The organism is Streptomyces sp. NPDC093097 (assembly GCF_044754325.1).
Taxonomy (GTDB): domain Bacteria; phylum Actinomycetota; class Actinomycetes; order Streptomycetales; family Streptomycetaceae; genus Streptomyces.
In genome coordinates, this window is record NZ_JBIVOW010000002.1 from 313,461 (window position 1) to 330,573 (window position 17,113).

Consider the following 17,113-nt stretch of genomic DNA (forward strand, 5'->3'; position numbering starts at 1 on the left):
GAACCGCGCCGCGGCCCGCCGGACACGGCGAACGCCGCCGCCCGCGGAAGGGGCGACGGCGTTCGTCGTCGGGCGTCAGCGGGAGGTCACTCCCACTCGATGGTGCCCGGCGGCTTGCTGGTGCAGTCGAGGACGACGCGGTTGACGTCCGCGACCTCGTTGGTGATCCGCGTGGAGATGCGGGCCAGGACGTCGTACGGCATGCGCGTCCAGTCCGCGGTCATGGCGTCCTCGGAGGAGACCGGGCGGAGCACGATGGGGTGGCCGTAGGTGCGGCCGTCGCCCTGGACGCCGACCGAGCGGACGTCGGCGAGCAGGACCACCGGGCACTGCCAGATCTCGCGGTCCAGACCGGCCGCGGTCAGCTCCTCGCGGGCGATGGCGTCGGCCTCGCGCAGCAGGTCCAGCCGCTCCCGGGTGACCTCGCCGACGATGCGGATGCCCAGGCCCGGGCCGGGGAACGGCTGGCGCTGGACGATGGCGTCCGGCAGGCCCAGCTCGGTGCCGACCATCCGGACCTCGTCCTTGAACAGCTTCCGCAGCGGCTCGACAAGCTCGAACTCGATGTCCTCGGGCAGGCCGCCGACGTTGTGGTGCGACTTGATGTTCGCGGTGCCGGTGCCGCCGCCGGACTCGACGATGTCCGGGTAGAGCGTGCCCTGGACCAGGAAGGCCACTTCCTCGCCCTCGGCGCCGGCCTCGGCGATCAGCTCGGCCTGGGCCTGCTCGAAGACCCGGATGAACTCGCGGCCGATGATCTTCCGCTTCTGCTCGGGCTCGGAGACGCCCTTGAGCGCGTTCAGGAACCGCTCGCTGGCGTCGACGACCCGGAGCTGGACGCCGGTGGCGGCCACGAAGTCCTTCTCGACCTGCTCGGTCTCGCCCTTGCGCATCAGACCGTGGTCGACGTAGACACAGGTCAGCTGGTCGCCGATGGCCTTCTGCACGAGGGCGGCGGCCACCGCGGAGTCCACGCCGCCGGACAGCCCGCAGATCGCCCGCTTGCTGCCGACCTGCTCGCGGATGGCGGCGACCTGCTCCTCGACGACGGAGGTGGTCGTCCAGTTCGGCTCGATGCCGGCACCGCGGTAGAGGAAGTGCTCCAGGACCTGCTGGCCGTGCGTGGAGTGCATGACCTCCGGGTGGTACTGGACGCCGTAGAGCTTCTTCTCGTCGTTCTCGAAGGCGGCGACCGGGACCATGTCGGTGGACGCGGTGACCGTGAAGCCCTCGGGAGCGGCGGAGCAGGCGTCGCCGTGCGACATCCACACCGACTGCTCGGCCGGGGTGCCCTCGAAGAGGGTCGAACCGGGCTTGCTGACGGTCAGGGCGGTGCCGCCGTATTCACGGGCGCCGGTGTTGTCGACCGTGCCACCGAGGGTGGTCGCCATGAGCTGGAAGCCGTAGCACATGCCGAAGACCGGGACACCGGCTTCGAACAGCGAACGGTCGAGGCTGGGGGCCTCCTCGGCATAGACCGACGACGGACCGCCGGAGAGGATGATCGCCTTGGGGTTCTTGGCGAGCATCTCGGCCACCGGCATGGTGGACGGCACGATCTCGCTGTAGACCCGGGCCTCGCGGACCCGACGGGCGATGAGCTGGGCGTACTGCGCGCCGAAGTCGACAACGAGGACGACGTCCGGTGCGGCGGCAGGGGGCGCTGATGGCACTTCGGCGGCCTTCCGGCGGTGTGGAGCTGGGGGTTGGACTTTCGATTCTACCGGGCTCATACTGGGCAGCATGTTCCAGCAGCTGACCTTCGTCTTTACCTATGGCACCGGCCCGTCCGGCTGCCATGGTCGCGCTGCTTGATCAACTGATCGCAGACTTCCCCAGGCGCCCCGGGCCGACAACGGTCCGGGGCGCCTGTGTCTGTCCGGGACCGTGCCGTTCCCCAGGGCCCCTCGGGCCACACCCCAGGAGGCACCGACATGAGCACGAGCAGCGATACCGCGCGGACGACGGCACCCACCGCCCCCGCCGCCCCGGAGACCGGCGCGCACACCCCGGAGGCGGCCGGTGTGATCCGGGACGCACGGCGCCGGATCGACGACCTCGACGGGCGGATCATCGGGCTCGTCCAGGAGCGGATGGCCGTCTCGGCGGTGATCCAGCGCGAGCGGATCACCTCCGGCGGGCGGCGGGTGAACCTCTCCCGCGAGATGGAGGTGCTGGCCCACTACCGCAACCAGCTCGGCCGGCCGGGCACGGCGCTGGCGATGACCTTGCTGGAGCTGTCCCGGGGCCGGGTCTGACGGCGGTTCCGCGACCGAGTCCGAGCCCGGTTCGGAGGCCGGTTCCGAGGCCGGTTCCGAGGCCGGTTCCGAGGCCGGTTCCGAGGCCGGATCTGATCGGTCGCGCGGCCGGTGCGGAGGGGGTTCCCGTGGGAGCCCGGCTGGATCTGCGTTCGGTTGCCGACTCACCCGTACGGCGCGTGACCGGGTCCGGAGAGGGGTCGTTGTTCCCGGTGCCACGCCAGCCAGGCGCGGCCTGCAGGACTACGCGTAGACGCCGCCCCTCGGGCGGACAGCCGGAGCGATGAGACGTCGGCCGCTGGCAGCGGCCCGCGTCGTGGGACCTCACTCCGGTCCGTGACCGGTCAGCAGGGGACAGCAGCCCGGTCACACCGATGGGGTGGTCGGTCCTGGGGACGCCCGGGACCGACCGCATCCAGTCGAAACGGTTGCGCCAGGTGAGGCGCGTCCTGGACGATGCTTGACGAACCGCGGACCGCTTCCGGTACGGACCTTTGCCGCACACGCCATTGGTCCACACCAGGCGCCGAGCGGATCTCGCGCACCACCCCGCAGCACTTCTCGCACCGCTCCGCACCACCGCACCAACCCGATGAGCCAGCGGCGCTCCCCCCAGCGCCGCCCGTCGGTGCCGGCGCTGCCCTGACGCCGGCACCGATCGCCAAGGGCCCCGCGACCTCCGCATCCCCCCTCGCGGAGGAAGTCGCGGGGCCCTTCGCCTTGGGTCCGCCGGCCGTTTCTGTGTGGTGCCTGTGAGGCTGCTGTGAGAAGTGTGAGAGGGATCACGGCACCCCTTTCAGTTGAGTAGACAACCTTTTTCGGCCACGGCCAGTCACGTACCTGACAACGCACGGCCGTGCCGCGCCCCCACCGCGACGGCCCGCCCCACCCTGTGCCCCCTCGTGGCACACAGGACCCTGACTGAGGTCTTCGGATGAAGCTTCGCCGTGCCCTGACCGCCGTCGCCGCGACGGCGGTCCTCGCCCCCGCCGCCCTCGTGGCCGCCCCCGCCGCGTACGCGGCCGACCCCGACACCGGGTCCGCCGTGAGCGCCGAGCCGACGCAGGCAGCGCCCGACCAGGAGCCGGGCGACGCCCCCGAGGCGCCGACCGCGGCCCCCACCACCGACGGCACGGACGCGCCGGACGACGCGGCCCCGCAGCCCGGCGCCACCCCGACCGCGCCGGCCGCCACCGCCACGCCCGGTCCCACCGCCGAGCCGTCCGCGCGCCCCACCTCGTCCCCGTCCGGCGCTCCGTCGACGGCCCCCTCGACGACCCCGTCGGCGTCCCCCTCGGACGATGCCGAGTGCACCCTGGACGACGCGTCCCTCAAGGTCGACGTCGCCGGCCTGCCCTCGAAGCTGGTCGCCGGCGCCGGCTGGTCGCGCTTCTCGGTCAAGCTGACCAACACCACCGGCGCGAAGCTGGACGAGGTCTACCCGTTCGTCCTCGCGGTGCCGCTGGCGGGCGGCGACCGCCCCACGTCCCAGCTGCACCTTGAGTACCAGGACCCCGACACCGGCGCCTGGACCGCCTTCGGGGAATGGGCCGACGGCGAGTACTTCGGCTGGTTCGAGCTGGACGCGCACCAGACCGCCGAGTTGACGATGCGCATCCGCGCCGACCGGAGCGCCGCGCACGGCGACGGGTTCGCGCTGATCGCGGGCGACTACTACAACCAGGACGGGTCCTGCGGCTCGTCCGAGGAGCGGTGGTACGACTTCACCGTGCTGGCCGCCGGCAGCACGCCGGGCGAGGTGCCGCCGGCGAAGCCGGGCAAGCCCGGCAACCGGCCCGGCCCGCAGGGCGGTTCGAAGCCGGTCGGCACCGGCAAGCCCGCGGAGGGCCTGACGAAGCTGCCGGTGACCGGCAACCTCGCCGCGACCGGTTCCTCCTCCGCGCTGCCGACCATCGGCCTGGTGGGCGGCCTTGCGGTGGTCCTCGGCGCCGGGGCGGTCTTCACCGTCCGGCGGCGCAAGGCGGACGGCGGCGCGGCCGCGTAACGCGGTACGCCCCTGGCACGCCGCGGAGGGTCGCGCCCGTAGGGCGTGTCTTCAAGCTGGCGGTGTTCGGCCGGAGGCCGGGCCGTGCGGCGTCTGGTGCGTGCGATCGCAAGGCGGAGGGCTGCCCCGATACCGGGCGTATCGGGGCAGCCCGACAACGCGGCGAGGGCGCGTGCCAGGCGCCGCACGGCAGACGCCAGTTTGAAGACGCGCCCGTAGGCGCGGCCCTCCGCTCGGCCGGTCCCTCAGTCCTTCTTCGGCGGGACCGGGGGGACCGCCAGGAACGGCAGGTCGAGCGCCCCGAACGCCGAGCGGGGCACGGCCGGGCGGACCGGCTCGACCGGCGCCACCTGCTCGTACGGCCGCCCGGGGGCCGGCCGCGGGTCCGCCTCGCCCTTGTTGGGCCACAGCGACATGGCGCGCTCGGCCTGGGCGGTGATGGTCAGGGACGGGTTGACGCCGAGGTTGGCGGAGACCGCGGAGCCGTCGACGACGGAGATGCCCGGGTGACCGTAGAGGCGGTGGTAGGGGTCGATGACGCCGTGGTCGGCGTCCGTGCCGATCGGGCAGCCGCCGAGGAAGTGCGCGGTCAGCGGGGTGCCCATCAGCTCGCCGATGTTGCTGCCCGGGAAGCCGTTGATCTCCCGGGCGAGCAGGGTGGCGGCCTCGGTGGCCTCGGGGATCTGGTCGGGGTTGGGGGCGCCGTGGCCCTGCCGGGCGGTGAGCAGCCCCTTCCCCGGGCCGTCCGGTTTGCGGTACGTGGTCAGGGAGTTGTCCAGCGACTGCATCACCAGGCCGATGATGGAGCGCTCGGACCAGCGGCGGTTGGAGAGCGAGCGGAGCGCCAGCACCGGGTGGCGGACCATGTTGCCGGCCCAGCCCAGGACCCGCCCGGCCGGCCGGTACGGGACCTGGAGGACCGTCAGGCTGCCCATGGAGTTGGAGCCCTTGCCGTAGCGGACCGGCTCGATGTGGGTGTTCTCGTCGGGGTGGATCGACGAGGTGATCGCGACGCCCTTGGTGAAGTCGGCCCGGGCGGCGCCGTGTTGCCTCCGGTAGCGCCGGTCGGTGGTCTGGGCGCCCACCAGCGCCTCGGAGTTGGTGCGGGTCAGTGTGCCCAGGCGGTCGGAGAGGTACGGCAGCAGCCGGCTGTCCTTCATGCGGTGCAGCAGCGTCTGGGTGCCGTAGGTGCCGGCGGCGAGCACCACCCGCCGGGCGGTGAACGTCCTGCCCGCGCCCTTCTTCTTGTTGTCGGTCGGCAGCGTCTTGACCGCGAAGCCGCCGCGGGAGTCCTCGGTGACGGCGACGACCGAGGTCATCGGGTGGATCACCGCGCCGGCCCGCTCGGCGAGATGGAGGTAGTTCTCGTTCAGGGTGTTCTTGGCGCCGTGCCGGCAGCCGGTCATGCACTCGCCGCATTCGGTGCACGCCCGCCGGGACGGGCCCGCGCCGCCGAAGTACGGATCGGGGACCTCCGCGCCGGGCGTCGCCCGCGTCGCACCGTCGGCGTCCTCGCCGTCCCCGAAGAACACCCCGACCGGCGCCATGTGGAAGGAATCGCCCACCCCCATGGCCTGCGCGGTCGCCTTGAGGTGGACGTCGGAGGGGGTCATCGTCGGGTTGAGCCGCACCCCGAGCATCCGCCGGGCCTGGTCGTAGTACGGCGCCAACTCCCGCTGCCAGTCGGTGATGCCGCGCCACTGGGGGTCGTCGAAGAACGCCTTCGGCGGGACGTAGAGGGTGTTGGCGTAGTTCAGCGAACCGCCGCCGACCCCGGCGCCGGCCAGCACCATCACCTTGCCCAGCAGATGGATGCGCTGGATGCCGTAGAGGCCGAGCGCCGGGGCCCACAGGTAGTTCTTGAGGTCCCAGGAGTTCTTGGGCAGGGTCGCGCGGGTGAACCGGCGGCCGGCTTCGAGGACGCCGACGCGGTAGCCCTTCTCGGTCAGGCGGAGCGCGGAGACCGCGCCGCCGAAGCCGGAGCCGACGACGAGCACGTCGTAGTCGTAACCGGAGTGGCCGGACTGGCCGGAGTCGCCGGAGTCGCCGGAGTGGCCGGAGTGGCCGGAGCCGCCGGACGCGTCCTCGCCGCCCGGTTTTTGGGCAGAGTTCTCCTGGGGCACGGGCTCTCCCTCGTGGTCGGGGCCGGGGTGCGGCGGCGGGCGGACCCGCCGCCGGCTGCGGTCAGCGCAGGCGGAACGCCTTCATCGCGCGCAGGCTGCGGGTCATGAACGCCGCGTACTTCTCGTCGTCCATCCCGAAGGCCGGGCCCATCGGCATCAGCCGCTGATGGGCGACGGTCTGCGCCTCGGTGTACTTCAAGATGCCCTCGGAGCCGTGCCGGCGGCCCAGGCCCGAGTCGCCCATCCCGCCCATCGGGGACTGCACGCTGCCGTAGCCGGCCGCGTACGCCTCGTTGACGTTGACGGTGCCGGTGCGCAGCCGGGCCGCGACCGCCCGGCCGCGCCGGCCGTCCCTGGTCCAGACGCTGGAATTCAGGCCGTACGGCGTGGCGTTGGCACGGGCGACCGCCTCGTCCTCGTCGCGGAAGCGGTAGAGCGCGACGACCGGGCCGAAGGTCTCCTCGGCGCAGACGGCCATCGGCGCCTCGACGCCGTCCAGGATGGTCGGCTCGTAGAAGAGCGGGCCGATGTCGGGGCGGGGGCGGCCGCCGGCGAGCACCCGGGCACCCTTGGCCACCGCCTCGTCGACGTGCCGGGTGACGGCCTCCAGCTGGCGCGGGCCGACCAGCGAGCCCATGTCGGCGCCGTAGGCCAGGGCGGTGCCCAGCCGCATCGCCTTGGTGCGGGCGACGAACCGCTCGACGAACGCGTCCGCGATCGACTCGTGGACGTAGAGCCGCTCGATGGAGATGCACAGCTGGCCGGCGGAGGAGAAGCAGCCGCGGACGGCGCCGGCGGCGGCCTTCTCCACGTCGGCGTCGGCCAGCACCAACATCGCGTTCTTGCCGCCGAGTTCGAGGGAGACGCCGACCAGGCGGGCGGCGGCGCCCTGGGCGACCTCGCGGCCGGTGCGGGTCGAGCCGGTGAACGAGACGTAGTCGGCGTGCCTGACGACCTCCGGGCCGACGACCGGGCCCTCGCCGATCACCACCTGCCAGACGTCCTCCGGGAGCCCGGCCTCGATCAGCTGCTCACGGGCCCACAGGGCGGTCAGCGCGGTCTCCGTGTCGGGCTTCATCACCACGGCGTTGCCCGCGACGAAGGCCGGCAGGGCGTCGCCGACGGTCAGCTCGAAGGGGTAGTTCCAGGGGGCGATCTGCCCCACCACACCGCGCGGCTGGCGGAGTTCGGTGACCTTGGTCAGGGTCGGCACGACACCGGTGTGGCGCTTGGGGCGGAGGTAGGCGGGGGCCTTGCGGCCGTAGTGCCGGGCGGCGACGGCGACCGCCTGGATCTCCTCATGGGCGTGCAGCCGGGCCTTGCCGGTCTCCAGCTGGATCAGGTCCAGCACCTCGGCCTGGCGGCGCAGCACCAGGTCGTGGAAGCGGAGCAGGACCGCGGCGCGCTGCCGGACCGGGACCTTCGCCCAGCGCTCCTGCGCGGCCCGGGCCCGCTCGAAGGCGGTGGCGACGTCCTCGGGGGTGGACTCGGGCAGGTCCGCCAGCTTCTCGCCGGTGAACGGGGTGTGGTTGGCGGTGCTTTTGCTGCCGACCACACCCCGGGTGAGCCGGGCGGCCACCTCCGGGGGGACCACGTCCGCGGCGGTGCGGGTGCCGGGTGCGGCGAGGGCGACCGGGTTGCCCTCACCCCGGGAGGGGGCGGTGGCGGCCGGAGCCGCCACCGACGCCGGGGCGCCCTGGAGAAGCTCGTCGGCGGTGGTCGATCCGGTGTCCTGCGAGTCCGTCATGCGGGCGAGCGTATTCCCCCGGACCGGCTTTGTGTACCCGCAGGTAACAGGTTTTCACGCAGTGCACACCATGACGCCAGTGTTCGCTGGCCACAACGGCGCTGGTCTGGGGCGTTGTGCCGTTGCTCACGCCGCGGACGGCTCGTCCGCGCACGGTTCACCGCCCTCCGGGAGGCGCGCGGGCCCGGTCCCGCGGCGTGGCGCGCGGCCACCGCCGGCGGCGTACGGTTGAGCAGGCCCGCGCCGCCCCCGCCCCTTGATCAACTCGCGACACACGGAGCGGAACCTCCCCCGCCCCTCCGCCCGTCCTTGACACAGTGAGGCGGCGGCAGCGATGGCGGCGCCGGGACGGCAACGGGCGGCAGCGGAACGGGGATCGGCCATGGTGATGCGGGACGGCGACGCACTGGACGTCCGTCCGGGCGGGGACCGGATCCGCGCCGCTCCCCGGCACCACGCCGCGTACGGCTCCACCGCGTTCTTCCTGGCCCTCTACGGTGCCGCGCTCACCGCCTGGACGGTGTACGGGATCGTCCAAGGGGACGGTTCCCTATGGGACTTCGTCGAGGGGCTGTTCAACCCCGGCGCCTCCCCCGCCTCCCAGTTGGTCGGCCCCTACGAGTGGGCCCTGGCCGCGGCCTTCCTGGCGACCGCGGCCCTCGTCGTCGCCCACCGCCGGTCGGCCCGCAGCGCCGCCCTGTTCTGCGGCTTCTTCCTGCTGGCCGTCTCCCTGCGGGAGGCGGTCGGCCTCTGCGACGCCGCCTACCGCGACCAGTACGCCACCGACCCGCTCGGCGGCTGGGCGCTGGCCACCCGGACGCTGGGCCTGGTGGTCGCGGTGGCGGTACTGGCCAAGATGCTCCCGGCGGCGGAGACCGGCCGCCGGGCCCGGTCCGCCGACGGCGCCCCGCCCCTCCCGGCCCCCTCCCCCGGCGCCCGGGAACGCCGCCTCTCGCGCATCTGCGGCGTCCTCTTCCTCCTCATGGGCCTGGCCCGCCTCGCCTGGACCGCGCGCAACGTGACGGACTCCGGGACGGGCGCCGTCCGCTACCTCCGCAGCGCGGTGGACGGCTCGGTCCTGGGCACCCTCAACCTGGCCACCTCCGCCGAGTTCACCACCCTCAGCTCGATGCTGAGCTTCTTCGTCCTCGGCGCGCTGGCCTGCCGCGCCCGCCGCGACGTCCGCGGCGCCCTCCTGGTCTTCTCCGCGGTCGAGCTCTACCTCACCGTCCGCACGGTGGTCTGGCTGACCGTCACCGACTTCTTCAACCAGTCCTTCGAAACCCCCGAGGGCGCGCTCTACATGGCCACGGTGGCCTACGACTTGGCGGCGATGACGTCGGTGGTGGTGTTGGCGAGGGGGCGGGGGGAAGCGCCGGTGGCGGACCCGGCCGGCGACTCCGCGCCATGAGGCGGCGCCCCCGGGGACACCGGCGTAGCGTGGTCGTCACGTCCGTCTCGCGGGAGTGGCCATGGAGTTGTTCCACGAGGAGCCCGGCATCGGGGACCGCATCGCCCGGCTGCGCGCCCGGCGCAGGCTGACCCAGGAAGGGCTCGCCGAACGGGCCGGCCTGTCCGTCGACATCGTGCGCAAACTGGAGCAGGGCGTGCGTCGGACCGCCCGGCTGAGCACGCTCAACTCCCTTGCCGCGGCGCTGGATGTGGAACCGTCCGCGCTCGTCGGCAAGCCCACGACCTTCGAGATCCGCGGTGACGGTGAGCAGCCGTCCGTCCTGGCGCTGCGCCAGGCCGTCGCCCCCGTCTCCGAACTGCTGGGGGACGATCCGGACCCGGAGGACCCGCCGGACCTCGCGGCACTTCAGACCGCGCTCCGCTCGACCGAGCGCATCCGCCGGGAAGGCCGGATGGCCGAAATCGGCGCACTGCTGCCGCAGTTGATCAGGGACGCCAAGGCGGTGGCGCACGCCTCCACCGGGCACCGGGCGGCCGCGGCCCACTCCGTACTGGCCGAGGCGTACCAGGTCGCCGCGACGACACTGGCCGCGCTGGGCAAGGAGGACGCCGCGTTCACCGCGCTCGAACGGGCGCGGACGGCGGCGGCCAAGGGGGACGATCCGCACCTGGAAACCGTGGGTTTCTCCACCCTCGCCTGGGTCCTCACCAAGCAGGGACGGCTGGCGGACGCCGAACGCGTCGCGCTCAGGGCGGCCGAGCGCATCGAGCCCGGCTTCCGCTCCCCGCCGGTCGAACTGGCGCTGTGGGGCATCCTGCTGCTCCGCGCGGCGACCGCGGCCGTCCGCGCCGAACGCCGGGACGCCGTCCGCGACCTGCTCGCCCTGGCGAGCGCGGCGGCGGCCGGGCTCGGCACGGACCGCCTCGACTACGCGACGCCGTTCGGCCCCACCAACGTGGGGGTGGCGAAGGTCAACTTCCTGGTGGAGATGGAGGACAGCGCGGAAGCCCTGCGCACCGCACGCACCGTGCCGGAACTGCGGGCGCTGCCGCCCACCTGGCGTGCGCGGTTCCATGTCGACCGCGCCCTGGCCTTCGCCGACCTCGACCGGCCCGACGGGGCGGTGGCGGCCCTGCTCACCGCCGAACGCATCGCCCCGGAATGGATGCGCTACCACTCCACCAGCCTGCGCCTGGTGTCCGAACTCCGCGGCCGGGAAAGGCGCCGGACCTCCCCGCTGACGGAACTCGCCGACCGCCTCGACCTCGACGCGTAGCGCCTGGTGCCCGCAGGGGTGACGGGTGGGACACCGCGTCCCACCCCGGGCGCGAAGTGGCACAGGGCGTCGCTGTCCGGGCCGACCGGGCCCACCTAGCGTGGCAGGCCCGTCGACGACGACGGCCCCCGGGCCGCACACCGCCCCGGGCCCCCTGGAGAAAGCAGGCTGCCGTGCCGCACCCCTCTGCCCGATCCGCCCGTACCGTTGCCCGGCTGCTCCCCTGGGCCGGCTCCGACGATCAGCCCTGCTATCTGCTCACCGACGACGCCGAGGACGGCCCGGTCTCCCGCTACGCGGACCGGATCGAGGTGCTGCAACTCTCCATGAGCGCCGGGCTGCTGGACCACGCCGAACCGCTCGTCGACGACCCGAAGGCCGACGCCGGGCAGTTGCGCTTCCTGGCGGCACAGCTGCTCCTCGCCCTTCGGGACGCCGTACGGATCGCGGAGAGCCGGGGCGAACGGCTGGCGGAGTACCGGCGTTCGGAGGAAACGGAGGGGAGGGAGGGAATGGAGGACGTCACGGACGCGGACGGGTCACACGATCCGGACGAAGCAGATGAGGTGCACGAGGCACACGAACCGGACGAGGTGGACGCGGCGGACGAGACGGAAGGCTCGCCGGGACCGGAACGGTCGGCGGGGTCGGTAGGCTCGGGAGGCCCAGCAGGGTCGGTGGGGTCCGTTGCGTCCGAGGACGGCGGCGGGGACGGGGGACAACAAGCCCTCGGAGACTCGTCGTGACCGGGTTGGGGAAGGTCCTCCCCGGGCCCGCCCCCGCGCGCCGAGGACGTCCGTCGCGTGTGGGGGTCGCGGCGGTCGTCGGTGTGAGCTGCAACGCGTACCGGGCTTGTGGCCTCTTCAGTGGTGCAGCATGAGAACCACTCTGCCCGCGGGTCGTGCCCCGCGTCATCGTCCGCAGGTCGGGCGATCACCCCCGCCGGTCGGCGGGGGTGAGGGCCCTCCGAAGGGGGACCCGGGGCGGGGTCGGGGTCGCGCAGTGCGGGGCGGCTCCGGGGCTTGGACGGGTGTGTAGGAGAAAGGGGCGGCCGGTGATCCGTGTCGCTGTGGTGGACGACGAGCGGCTCGTCAGGTCTGGACTGCGGATGATCCTGGGGACCGCCCCGGACATCGAGATGGTCGCGGACTGCGGCGGCGCCGAGGCCGTGGAGACCGTGCTGAGCTGCGCGGCCGAGGTCGTCCTGCTCGACATCCGGATGCCGGACGTGGACGGGCTGACCGTGCTGCGCGGACTGCGCGCCGCCCCGGAGCCGCCGGCCGTGGCGATGCTCACCACCTTCGACGCCCAGGAGTACCTGACCGCGGCGCTGCGCCAGGGCGCGGCGGGCTTCCTGCTCAAGGACTCCGACCCGGAGCAACTGGTGCGGGCGGTACGCACGTTGGCGGCGGGCGGCAGCGTGCTGGACCCCGGGGTGACCCCGGCGGTGATCGGCGGCTATCTGACCGCCGAGGACCAGGCGGCCGCGACCCGGGCGGTGAGCGGGCTGACGCCGCGTGAGTCGCAGGTGCTGGCGCTGCTGGGCGGGGGCCTGGGCAATGCCCAGATCGCGGAGCGGATGGGCCTTGCGCCCAGCACGGTCAAGGACCATGTGCGGGCGCTGCTGGCCAAATTGGGCGGTGTCAACCGCGTGCAGGCGGCGATCGTCGCCGACCGCGCGGGTCTGGTCGCCGGGGTCCCGCGGGGTACGTGGTGAGATCCGGCCGGGCCCGTGGGGAGGGTCGGATATCCGGACAGGGGCGGACGGCCGGGGAGGGACCGATACCCGGGGAGGGGCGGACGGCCGGGCCCGTCCGCCGGCTCGTCGGCGGGCCGCCGGGCGGGCGGTTGCGACGGTTCGGGCCGGTGCTGGTCCCGGTACTGCTGGCGATCGCCGACGCGCTGCTCGTCAACGGCCTGGAGATGGTCCTGGAGCTGGGCGTCTCGGTGGTCGCGGCGGCCGCGCTGCTGTTGCGGCGCCGCTGGCCGCTGCTGGTGTTCCTGGTGACCCTGCCGGGGCTCTACATCGGCTACATCTGGTTCGCGCCGATGATCGCCCTCTACACCCTGGCCGCGCTCCGGCCGAGCCGGGTCCGGCTGGGCGGCTGCGCGCTGCTGCTGGTCGCCGCGCACTTCCTGCCGTACCCGATCTCCGACTTCGAGCCGACCGCGTACCGGGAGAACACCCTGGTCCTGATCGACGCCTGCGTCACCTCCGCGGCCCCGATCGCGCTCGGCCTGCTGGTCCGCACCCGCCGCGAACTCGCCTCCCGGGTCGCGGACCTGACCCTCAGCCTGCGCCGCGAGGACCGGCTGCTGGCGGAGCGGGTGAAGGCCACCGAACGGGCCCGACTGGCCCGCGAGATGCACGATGTGGTGGCCCACCAGGTCAGCCTGATCAGCCTTCAGGCCGGCGCCCTCCAGGTCGGCGCGGAGGACGAGGCGGCGCGGGGCGGGGCCCGGACGATCCGCGAACTGTCCGTCCGCACGCTGGAGGAGCTGCGGCATATGGTCGGCGTGCTGCGGGCGGCCGGCGGCGACGCCCGGGAGGCGGGCGGGCCGGCGCCGCAGCCGGACCTCGACGAGCTGCCGCGGCTGATCGAGAGGAGCGCGCTGGACGTGACGTACGAGGGGCCGGGGGCTGCGGCCGAAGCGAGCCGTCCGCAGGGCGCCAGGACGGTCGAGCGGGCCGCCTTCCGCACCGTCCAGGAGGCGCTCACCAACATCCGCAAGCACGCCCCGGGGGCGCGGGTGCGGGTCCGGGTCGACGCGGTGGAGCTGGCGGCGCCGGGCGCCGCGGGGGCGGCGGCGCACGGGCGGGAAGGGCTGCGGGTGGAGATCCTCAACGGGCCCCCGGACGCGGCGGTTCCGGTCCCCGCGCTCCCGGGCGGCGGGCACGGACTGGTGGGGCTCCGCGAACGCGCGCAGAGCCTCGGCGGGGCGCTGGAGGCCCGCCCCACGGCCGAGGGCGGCTTCGTCGTACGGGCGGAGTTCCCGTACGGGGCGGCGGGGTAGCCGGAGGACGGCAACCGGGGGCGGGGCGGGGCCCGTTGGAGCAGGGCGGGGCCCGTCGGGCGCGGGGAGCGGTGGTCGGGCCGGGTCCTCGGCGGCCGAGCGTTCCGGACCGGCCGAGCGGCTCAGGCGGACCGGACCGGACCGGTGGATCAGATCGGACCGGCGAACGGATCAGGCCGGCGAACGGATCGAGCCGGCCGGGCGGCTCAGGCCGACAGCGGCGCCGCCGCCTCGTCCACCGCAGTGGACAGGTCCGGGTAGACCGCGAAGAGCCGGCGGACGCCGAGGGCGGCCAGGACGCGGTTGACGTGGGAGCCGTCGACGGCGCCCTGGGCGGGCAGGATCAGCCGCAGCCGCCCCTGGCAGGAGCGCATCAGGCGGCGGGCGGCGATCAGCACGCCGACGCCGCTGGAGTCGCAGAACCGGACCTCCGAGAGATCGAGCACGAGCGAGCGCCGGCCTTCGGCCACCGCGTCGTGCACGTGCTGCCGCACCGCCGGCGACGTGACCAGGTCCATCTCGCCGGAGACCTGGAGCACCGCCCATGGGCCCTTTTCGTCCTCTACCACCTTCAACGACACGCGCTCGAAGCCTTTCGCTCGCTTTCGGACCGGTTGTGCGCCGGCTGCCATCCGGAACCCACCCTTCCCGGCTCGACTGCCCGGCCTCTCTCCCCTGAAACGCTTGCGATTCCGTGGCGCGGCAGGCTGTACCTTCCTAAGGCTATGCCCACAGGACGGCGTGTTTTCGCCCGCAACCGGTCACACCCGCATAACGCATGGGTCGATACGGGCACGAACGGCCGGCAACGTTCCCCTTCGGTCGGGAAGCACCACCGGATCCGCCCCCACGCCGTCACGCCCTTACCATCCGCAACGCTCCCGCGAGCGGCTTTGCCGCAAAGGCGCATGCGGTGTCGGACCCGCCCACTACATTCGTGAGCACGGCAACCGCCGCGGCGGGCGCAGGTAAAGCGCCCGGCACGGCGGACCGCCGGATCGGGTGACGGCCCGCGATTCGTGAGCGGAGGGGTGAGTACGGGTACGAGAGTGGGCGGGAGTGACGGCGCGGGGCCCGGCGAAGCACGGGGCCCCCGTGGAGGCTGAGAGCACGGCAGAGGGCCCGGCGACAGCGCCGGCCGGGGTGTGAGCCCGGCCGCGACGGGCAGGGATGGGGGTTCCCATGGCACACGACGCACCACCGCGCTGGGACAGGCGGATGCAGCAGCGGCTCGCCCGCGGCGAGGCGGCCGCGCTCGGCGAGCTCTACGACCGCTTCGCCTCGCTGGTGCACAGCCTGGCCCACCGCGTCCTGGACGACGAGGACGCCGCCGACCGCATCACCCGCGAGGTGTTCGGCTACATCTGGGAGCACCCCGACTCCTATGACCCCAAGCAGGGTTCGCTGCGCTCCTGGGTGGCCGGAATCACCCGCCACCAGGCCGTCCAGCGGCTGCGCCAGACCGAGTCCGCCTCGGCCCGCGACCTCGGCGAGGACGCCCCCGAGCCCGCCGAGCTGGAGCGGAGGATCCACGAGGCGTCCACCGCCGCCCGCGCCGACTACATCGTCACGTCCATGCCCACCCCGCTGCGCGAGGCCCTGGAGCTGGCGTACTTCCAGCGCCGGGACTACCGCCAGACCGCCGCCGACCTCGGCGTCACCGAGGACGAGGCCCGGCGCCGGCTCCGCCTGGGCCTCCAACTGCTGTCCACCGCCCACAACCACCAGGCGCTGCCGGCGGTCCCGATGCGCCGCGCCGCCCGGGGGCCGCACGCCCCGCGCCCGCCGCACTCCGCACCGCCCGGCCCGGGCCACGGGCGGCCGCTGTGAGGGGCCCGGACGAGTGGGACGGCCGCGGGCGTCCCGGGGGCCCCGGTGAGCGGCCCCGGATACCGGCGCCGCGCCCCGCCGCGGAGGACCACGGTCCGCTGCCGGGCCTCCCGCCCGTCCCCCATGCGGTGCCCGGCCGCTTCCCGGACCGCGCCCCGTCCCACGACGTCCCTGCGGAGTGCGAGAGCGATGACGACCCCGTGACCGGCGACGAGACCGGCCCGCGCCACCCACCCCCGACCGCCCCGTCCCACAAGGTGCTCAAGTCGCTGCTGGGTGCCTGGGCGCTGTCCGCCTGCTCCCCGGAGGAGACGGCCGCCGTCGAGGAGCATCTGACGGACTGCGCCGCCTGCGCGCAGGAGGCCCTGCGCCTGCGCGACGCGGTGGCGCTGCTGCACCCCGCGGACAGCCTCGACCTCGACCCGCTGCTCCGGTCGCGGGTGTTGGAGGGCTGCCTGGGCCGCCGGCCGGCGCGCATCCCCGTACCGCAGTGGGCCACGCCGTTCGACGCGGAGGCCGCCAAGCTGGACGCGCTGCTGCGCGACATGGGCGAGGCGGAGTGGCGGGCGCCGGTGCGGCTGCGCTGGTTCGACGGCCGGGAGCCGGTGGAGCGCGGGAGCACCGTCGGCGGGGTGATCGGACACCTGATGGCGGTGGACGGCATGGTCGCGACGGCCCTCGGGCTGCCCGACCCGCTGGGCACCGACGCCCCGGAGCAGCCGGGACCGCGCCGGCGCACCGAGGCGTACTGGCGCGCCCAGGGCGAGCAGCACGAGCCGCGGGCGCCGCACGACCCGTGGCGGGAACAGAGCCGGGCACTGGTCAGAACGGTCTCGTTCGCCGGCGGCGGGTCCGCCGAACTCCCCGTCCCCTACGGCAAGTTCGACCTCTCGCTGCGCGACGCGTTCCTGGACCGCGCCTTCGAGACCTGGGTGCACGCCGGGGACATCGCCGAGGCCGTGGACTACCCGTACAAGCCACCGGCCGCCGGCCACCTCCATCTGCTCGTCGACCTCGCGGCGCGGCTGCTGCCGACCACGCTCGCCCAGCGGCGGCAGGCCGGGCTGGCCGCACCGCCGCAGCAGCTGGTCGCCGCGGGCGCCCCGGGCCGCTCGCTCCATCTGGAGGTCGAGGGCAACGGCGGCGGGGACTGGTACATAGCCCTGGACTCCCCCGGGGCGGCCGGCTCGCCGGAGGGCGTCGTCGCCCAAATCGCCCTGGACAGCGACGAGTTCTGCCAGCTGGCCGCCGGGCACATCTCGCCGGAGGAGACCGCGGCGGGTCAGCAGGGCGAGCGCGAGGCGATCCGCGAGGTGCTGTTCGCGGCGGCGGCGCTCTCCCGCCTCTGAGGCGGGCGGCCGCCGGGCCGGCCGTGGTGCCGCACGCCACGGCCGGTGCGCGGGCGGCGGCGCTCCGGCCGCACCGCCCGCGTCAGGCCGTCAGGC

General features: G+C 74.2%; 13 protein-coding genes. 9 read left to right on the top strand and 4 right to left on the bottom strand.

Features of this window, described 5'->3' with window-relative positions; translation table 11 throughout:
- Positions 1–86: 86 nt before the first annotated feature.
- Entirely contained in the window at positions 87–1,673 is a 1,587-nt protein-coding gene (gene guaA / locus ACIQE0_RS04335) for a glutamine-hydrolyzing GMP synthase (RefSeq protein ID WP_366338276.1), read from the bottom strand.
- Between the two features lie 261 nt (positions 1,674–1,934).
- Here guaA and ACIQE0_RS04340 point away from each other — a divergent pair, with 261 nt between their 5' ends.
- Positions 1,935–2,258 (top strand): chorismate mutase, encoded by a 324-nt coding sequence (locus ACIQE0_RS04340; RefSeq protein WP_402328983.1) that lies wholly within the window; start codon positions 1,935–1,937, stop codon positions 2,256–2,258.
- A 934-nt stretch (positions 2,259–3,192) separates the two neighbouring features.
- On the top strand, positions 3,193–4,263 hold the full coding sequence (locus tag ACIQE0_RS04345) for an LPXTG cell wall anchor domain-containing protein (protein WP_402328985.1): 1,071 nt from the start codon (positions 3,193–3,195) through the stop codon (positions 4,261–4,263).
- Positions 4,264–4,508: 245 nt separating this feature from the next.
- On the opposite strand, the gene ACIQE0_RS04350 is transcribed toward ACIQE0_RS04345, so the two are convergent.
- Entirely contained in the window at positions 4,509–6,260 is a 1,752-nt protein-coding gene (locus ACIQE0_RS04350; RefSeq protein WP_402329244.1) for a GMC oxidoreductase, read from the bottom strand.
- Positions 6,261–6,447: 187 nt separating this feature from the next.
- Positions 6,448–8,133: a succinic semialdehyde dehydrogenase gene (locus ACIQE0_RS04355; RefSeq protein ID WP_402328987.1), complete on the bottom strand. Its 1,686-nt coding sequence runs from the start codon at positions 8,131–8,133 to the stop codon at positions 6,448–6,450.
- 382 nt (positions 8,134–8,515) lie between these two features.
- Here ACIQE0_RS04355 and ACIQE0_RS04360 point away from each other — a divergent pair, with 382 nt between their 5' ends.
- From ACIQE0_RS04360 to ACIQE0_RS04380, 5 genes are all read left to right on the top strand, one after another.
- Positions 8,516–9,544, top strand: a complete 1,029-nt coding sequence (locus tag ACIQE0_RS04360) for a hypothetical protein (protein WP_402328989.1) — start codon at positions 8,516–8,518, stop codon at positions 9,542–9,544.
- A gap of 61 nt (positions 9,545–9,605) precedes the next feature.
- Complete coding sequence (locus ACIQE0_RS04365; RefSeq protein WP_402328991.1) at positions 9,606–10,823, top strand: helix-turn-helix domain-containing protein; 1,218 nt, start codon at positions 9,606–9,608, stop codon at positions 10,821–10,823.
- A gap of 173 nt (positions 10,824–10,996) precedes the next feature.
- Positions 10,997–11,569, top strand: a complete 573-nt coding sequence (locus ACIQE0_RS04370) for a hypothetical protein (protein ID WP_402328993.1) — start codon at positions 10,997–10,999, stop codon at positions 11,567–11,569.
- Positions 11,570–11,877: 308 nt separating this feature from the next.
- The gene (locus tag ACIQE0_RS04375) at positions 11,878–12,540 is read left to right on the top strand and encodes a response regulator transcription factor (protein ID WP_366339820.1); all 663 of its coding nucleotides are present in this window, start codon (positions 11,878–11,880) and stop codon (positions 12,538–12,540) included.
- A 149-nt stretch (positions 12,541–12,689) separates the two neighbouring features.
- Entirely contained in the window at positions 12,690–13,838 is a 1,149-nt protein-coding gene (locus ACIQE0_RS04380) for a sensor histidine kinase (RefSeq protein ID WP_402328995.1), read from the top strand.
- Positions 13,839–14,044: 206 nt separating this feature from the next.
- Here the strand turns inward: ACIQE0_RS04380 and ACIQE0_RS04385 are convergent, their stop codons facing one another.
- Entirely contained in the window at positions 14,045–14,419 is a 375-nt protein-coding gene (locus ACIQE0_RS04385) for an STAS domain-containing protein (RefSeq protein ID WP_384105001.1), read from the bottom strand.
- 601 nt (positions 14,420–15,020) lie between these two features.
- Here ACIQE0_RS04385 and ACIQE0_RS04390 point away from each other — a divergent pair.
- Positions 15,021–15,668, top strand: coding sequence for a sigma-70 family RNA polymerase sigma factor (locus ACIQE0_RS04390; protein WP_366339814.1), 648 nt, complete (start codon positions 15,021–15,023; stop codon positions 15,666–15,668).
- Entirely contained in the window at positions 15,665–17,017 is a 1,353-nt protein-coding gene (locus ACIQE0_RS04395; RefSeq protein ID WP_402328997.1) for a zf-HC2 domain-containing protein, read from the top strand. Before ACIQE0_RS04390 ends, ACIQE0_RS04395 begins: the two co-directional genes overlap by 4 nt.
- The last annotated feature ends 96 nt before the right edge of the window (positions 17,018–17,113 follow it).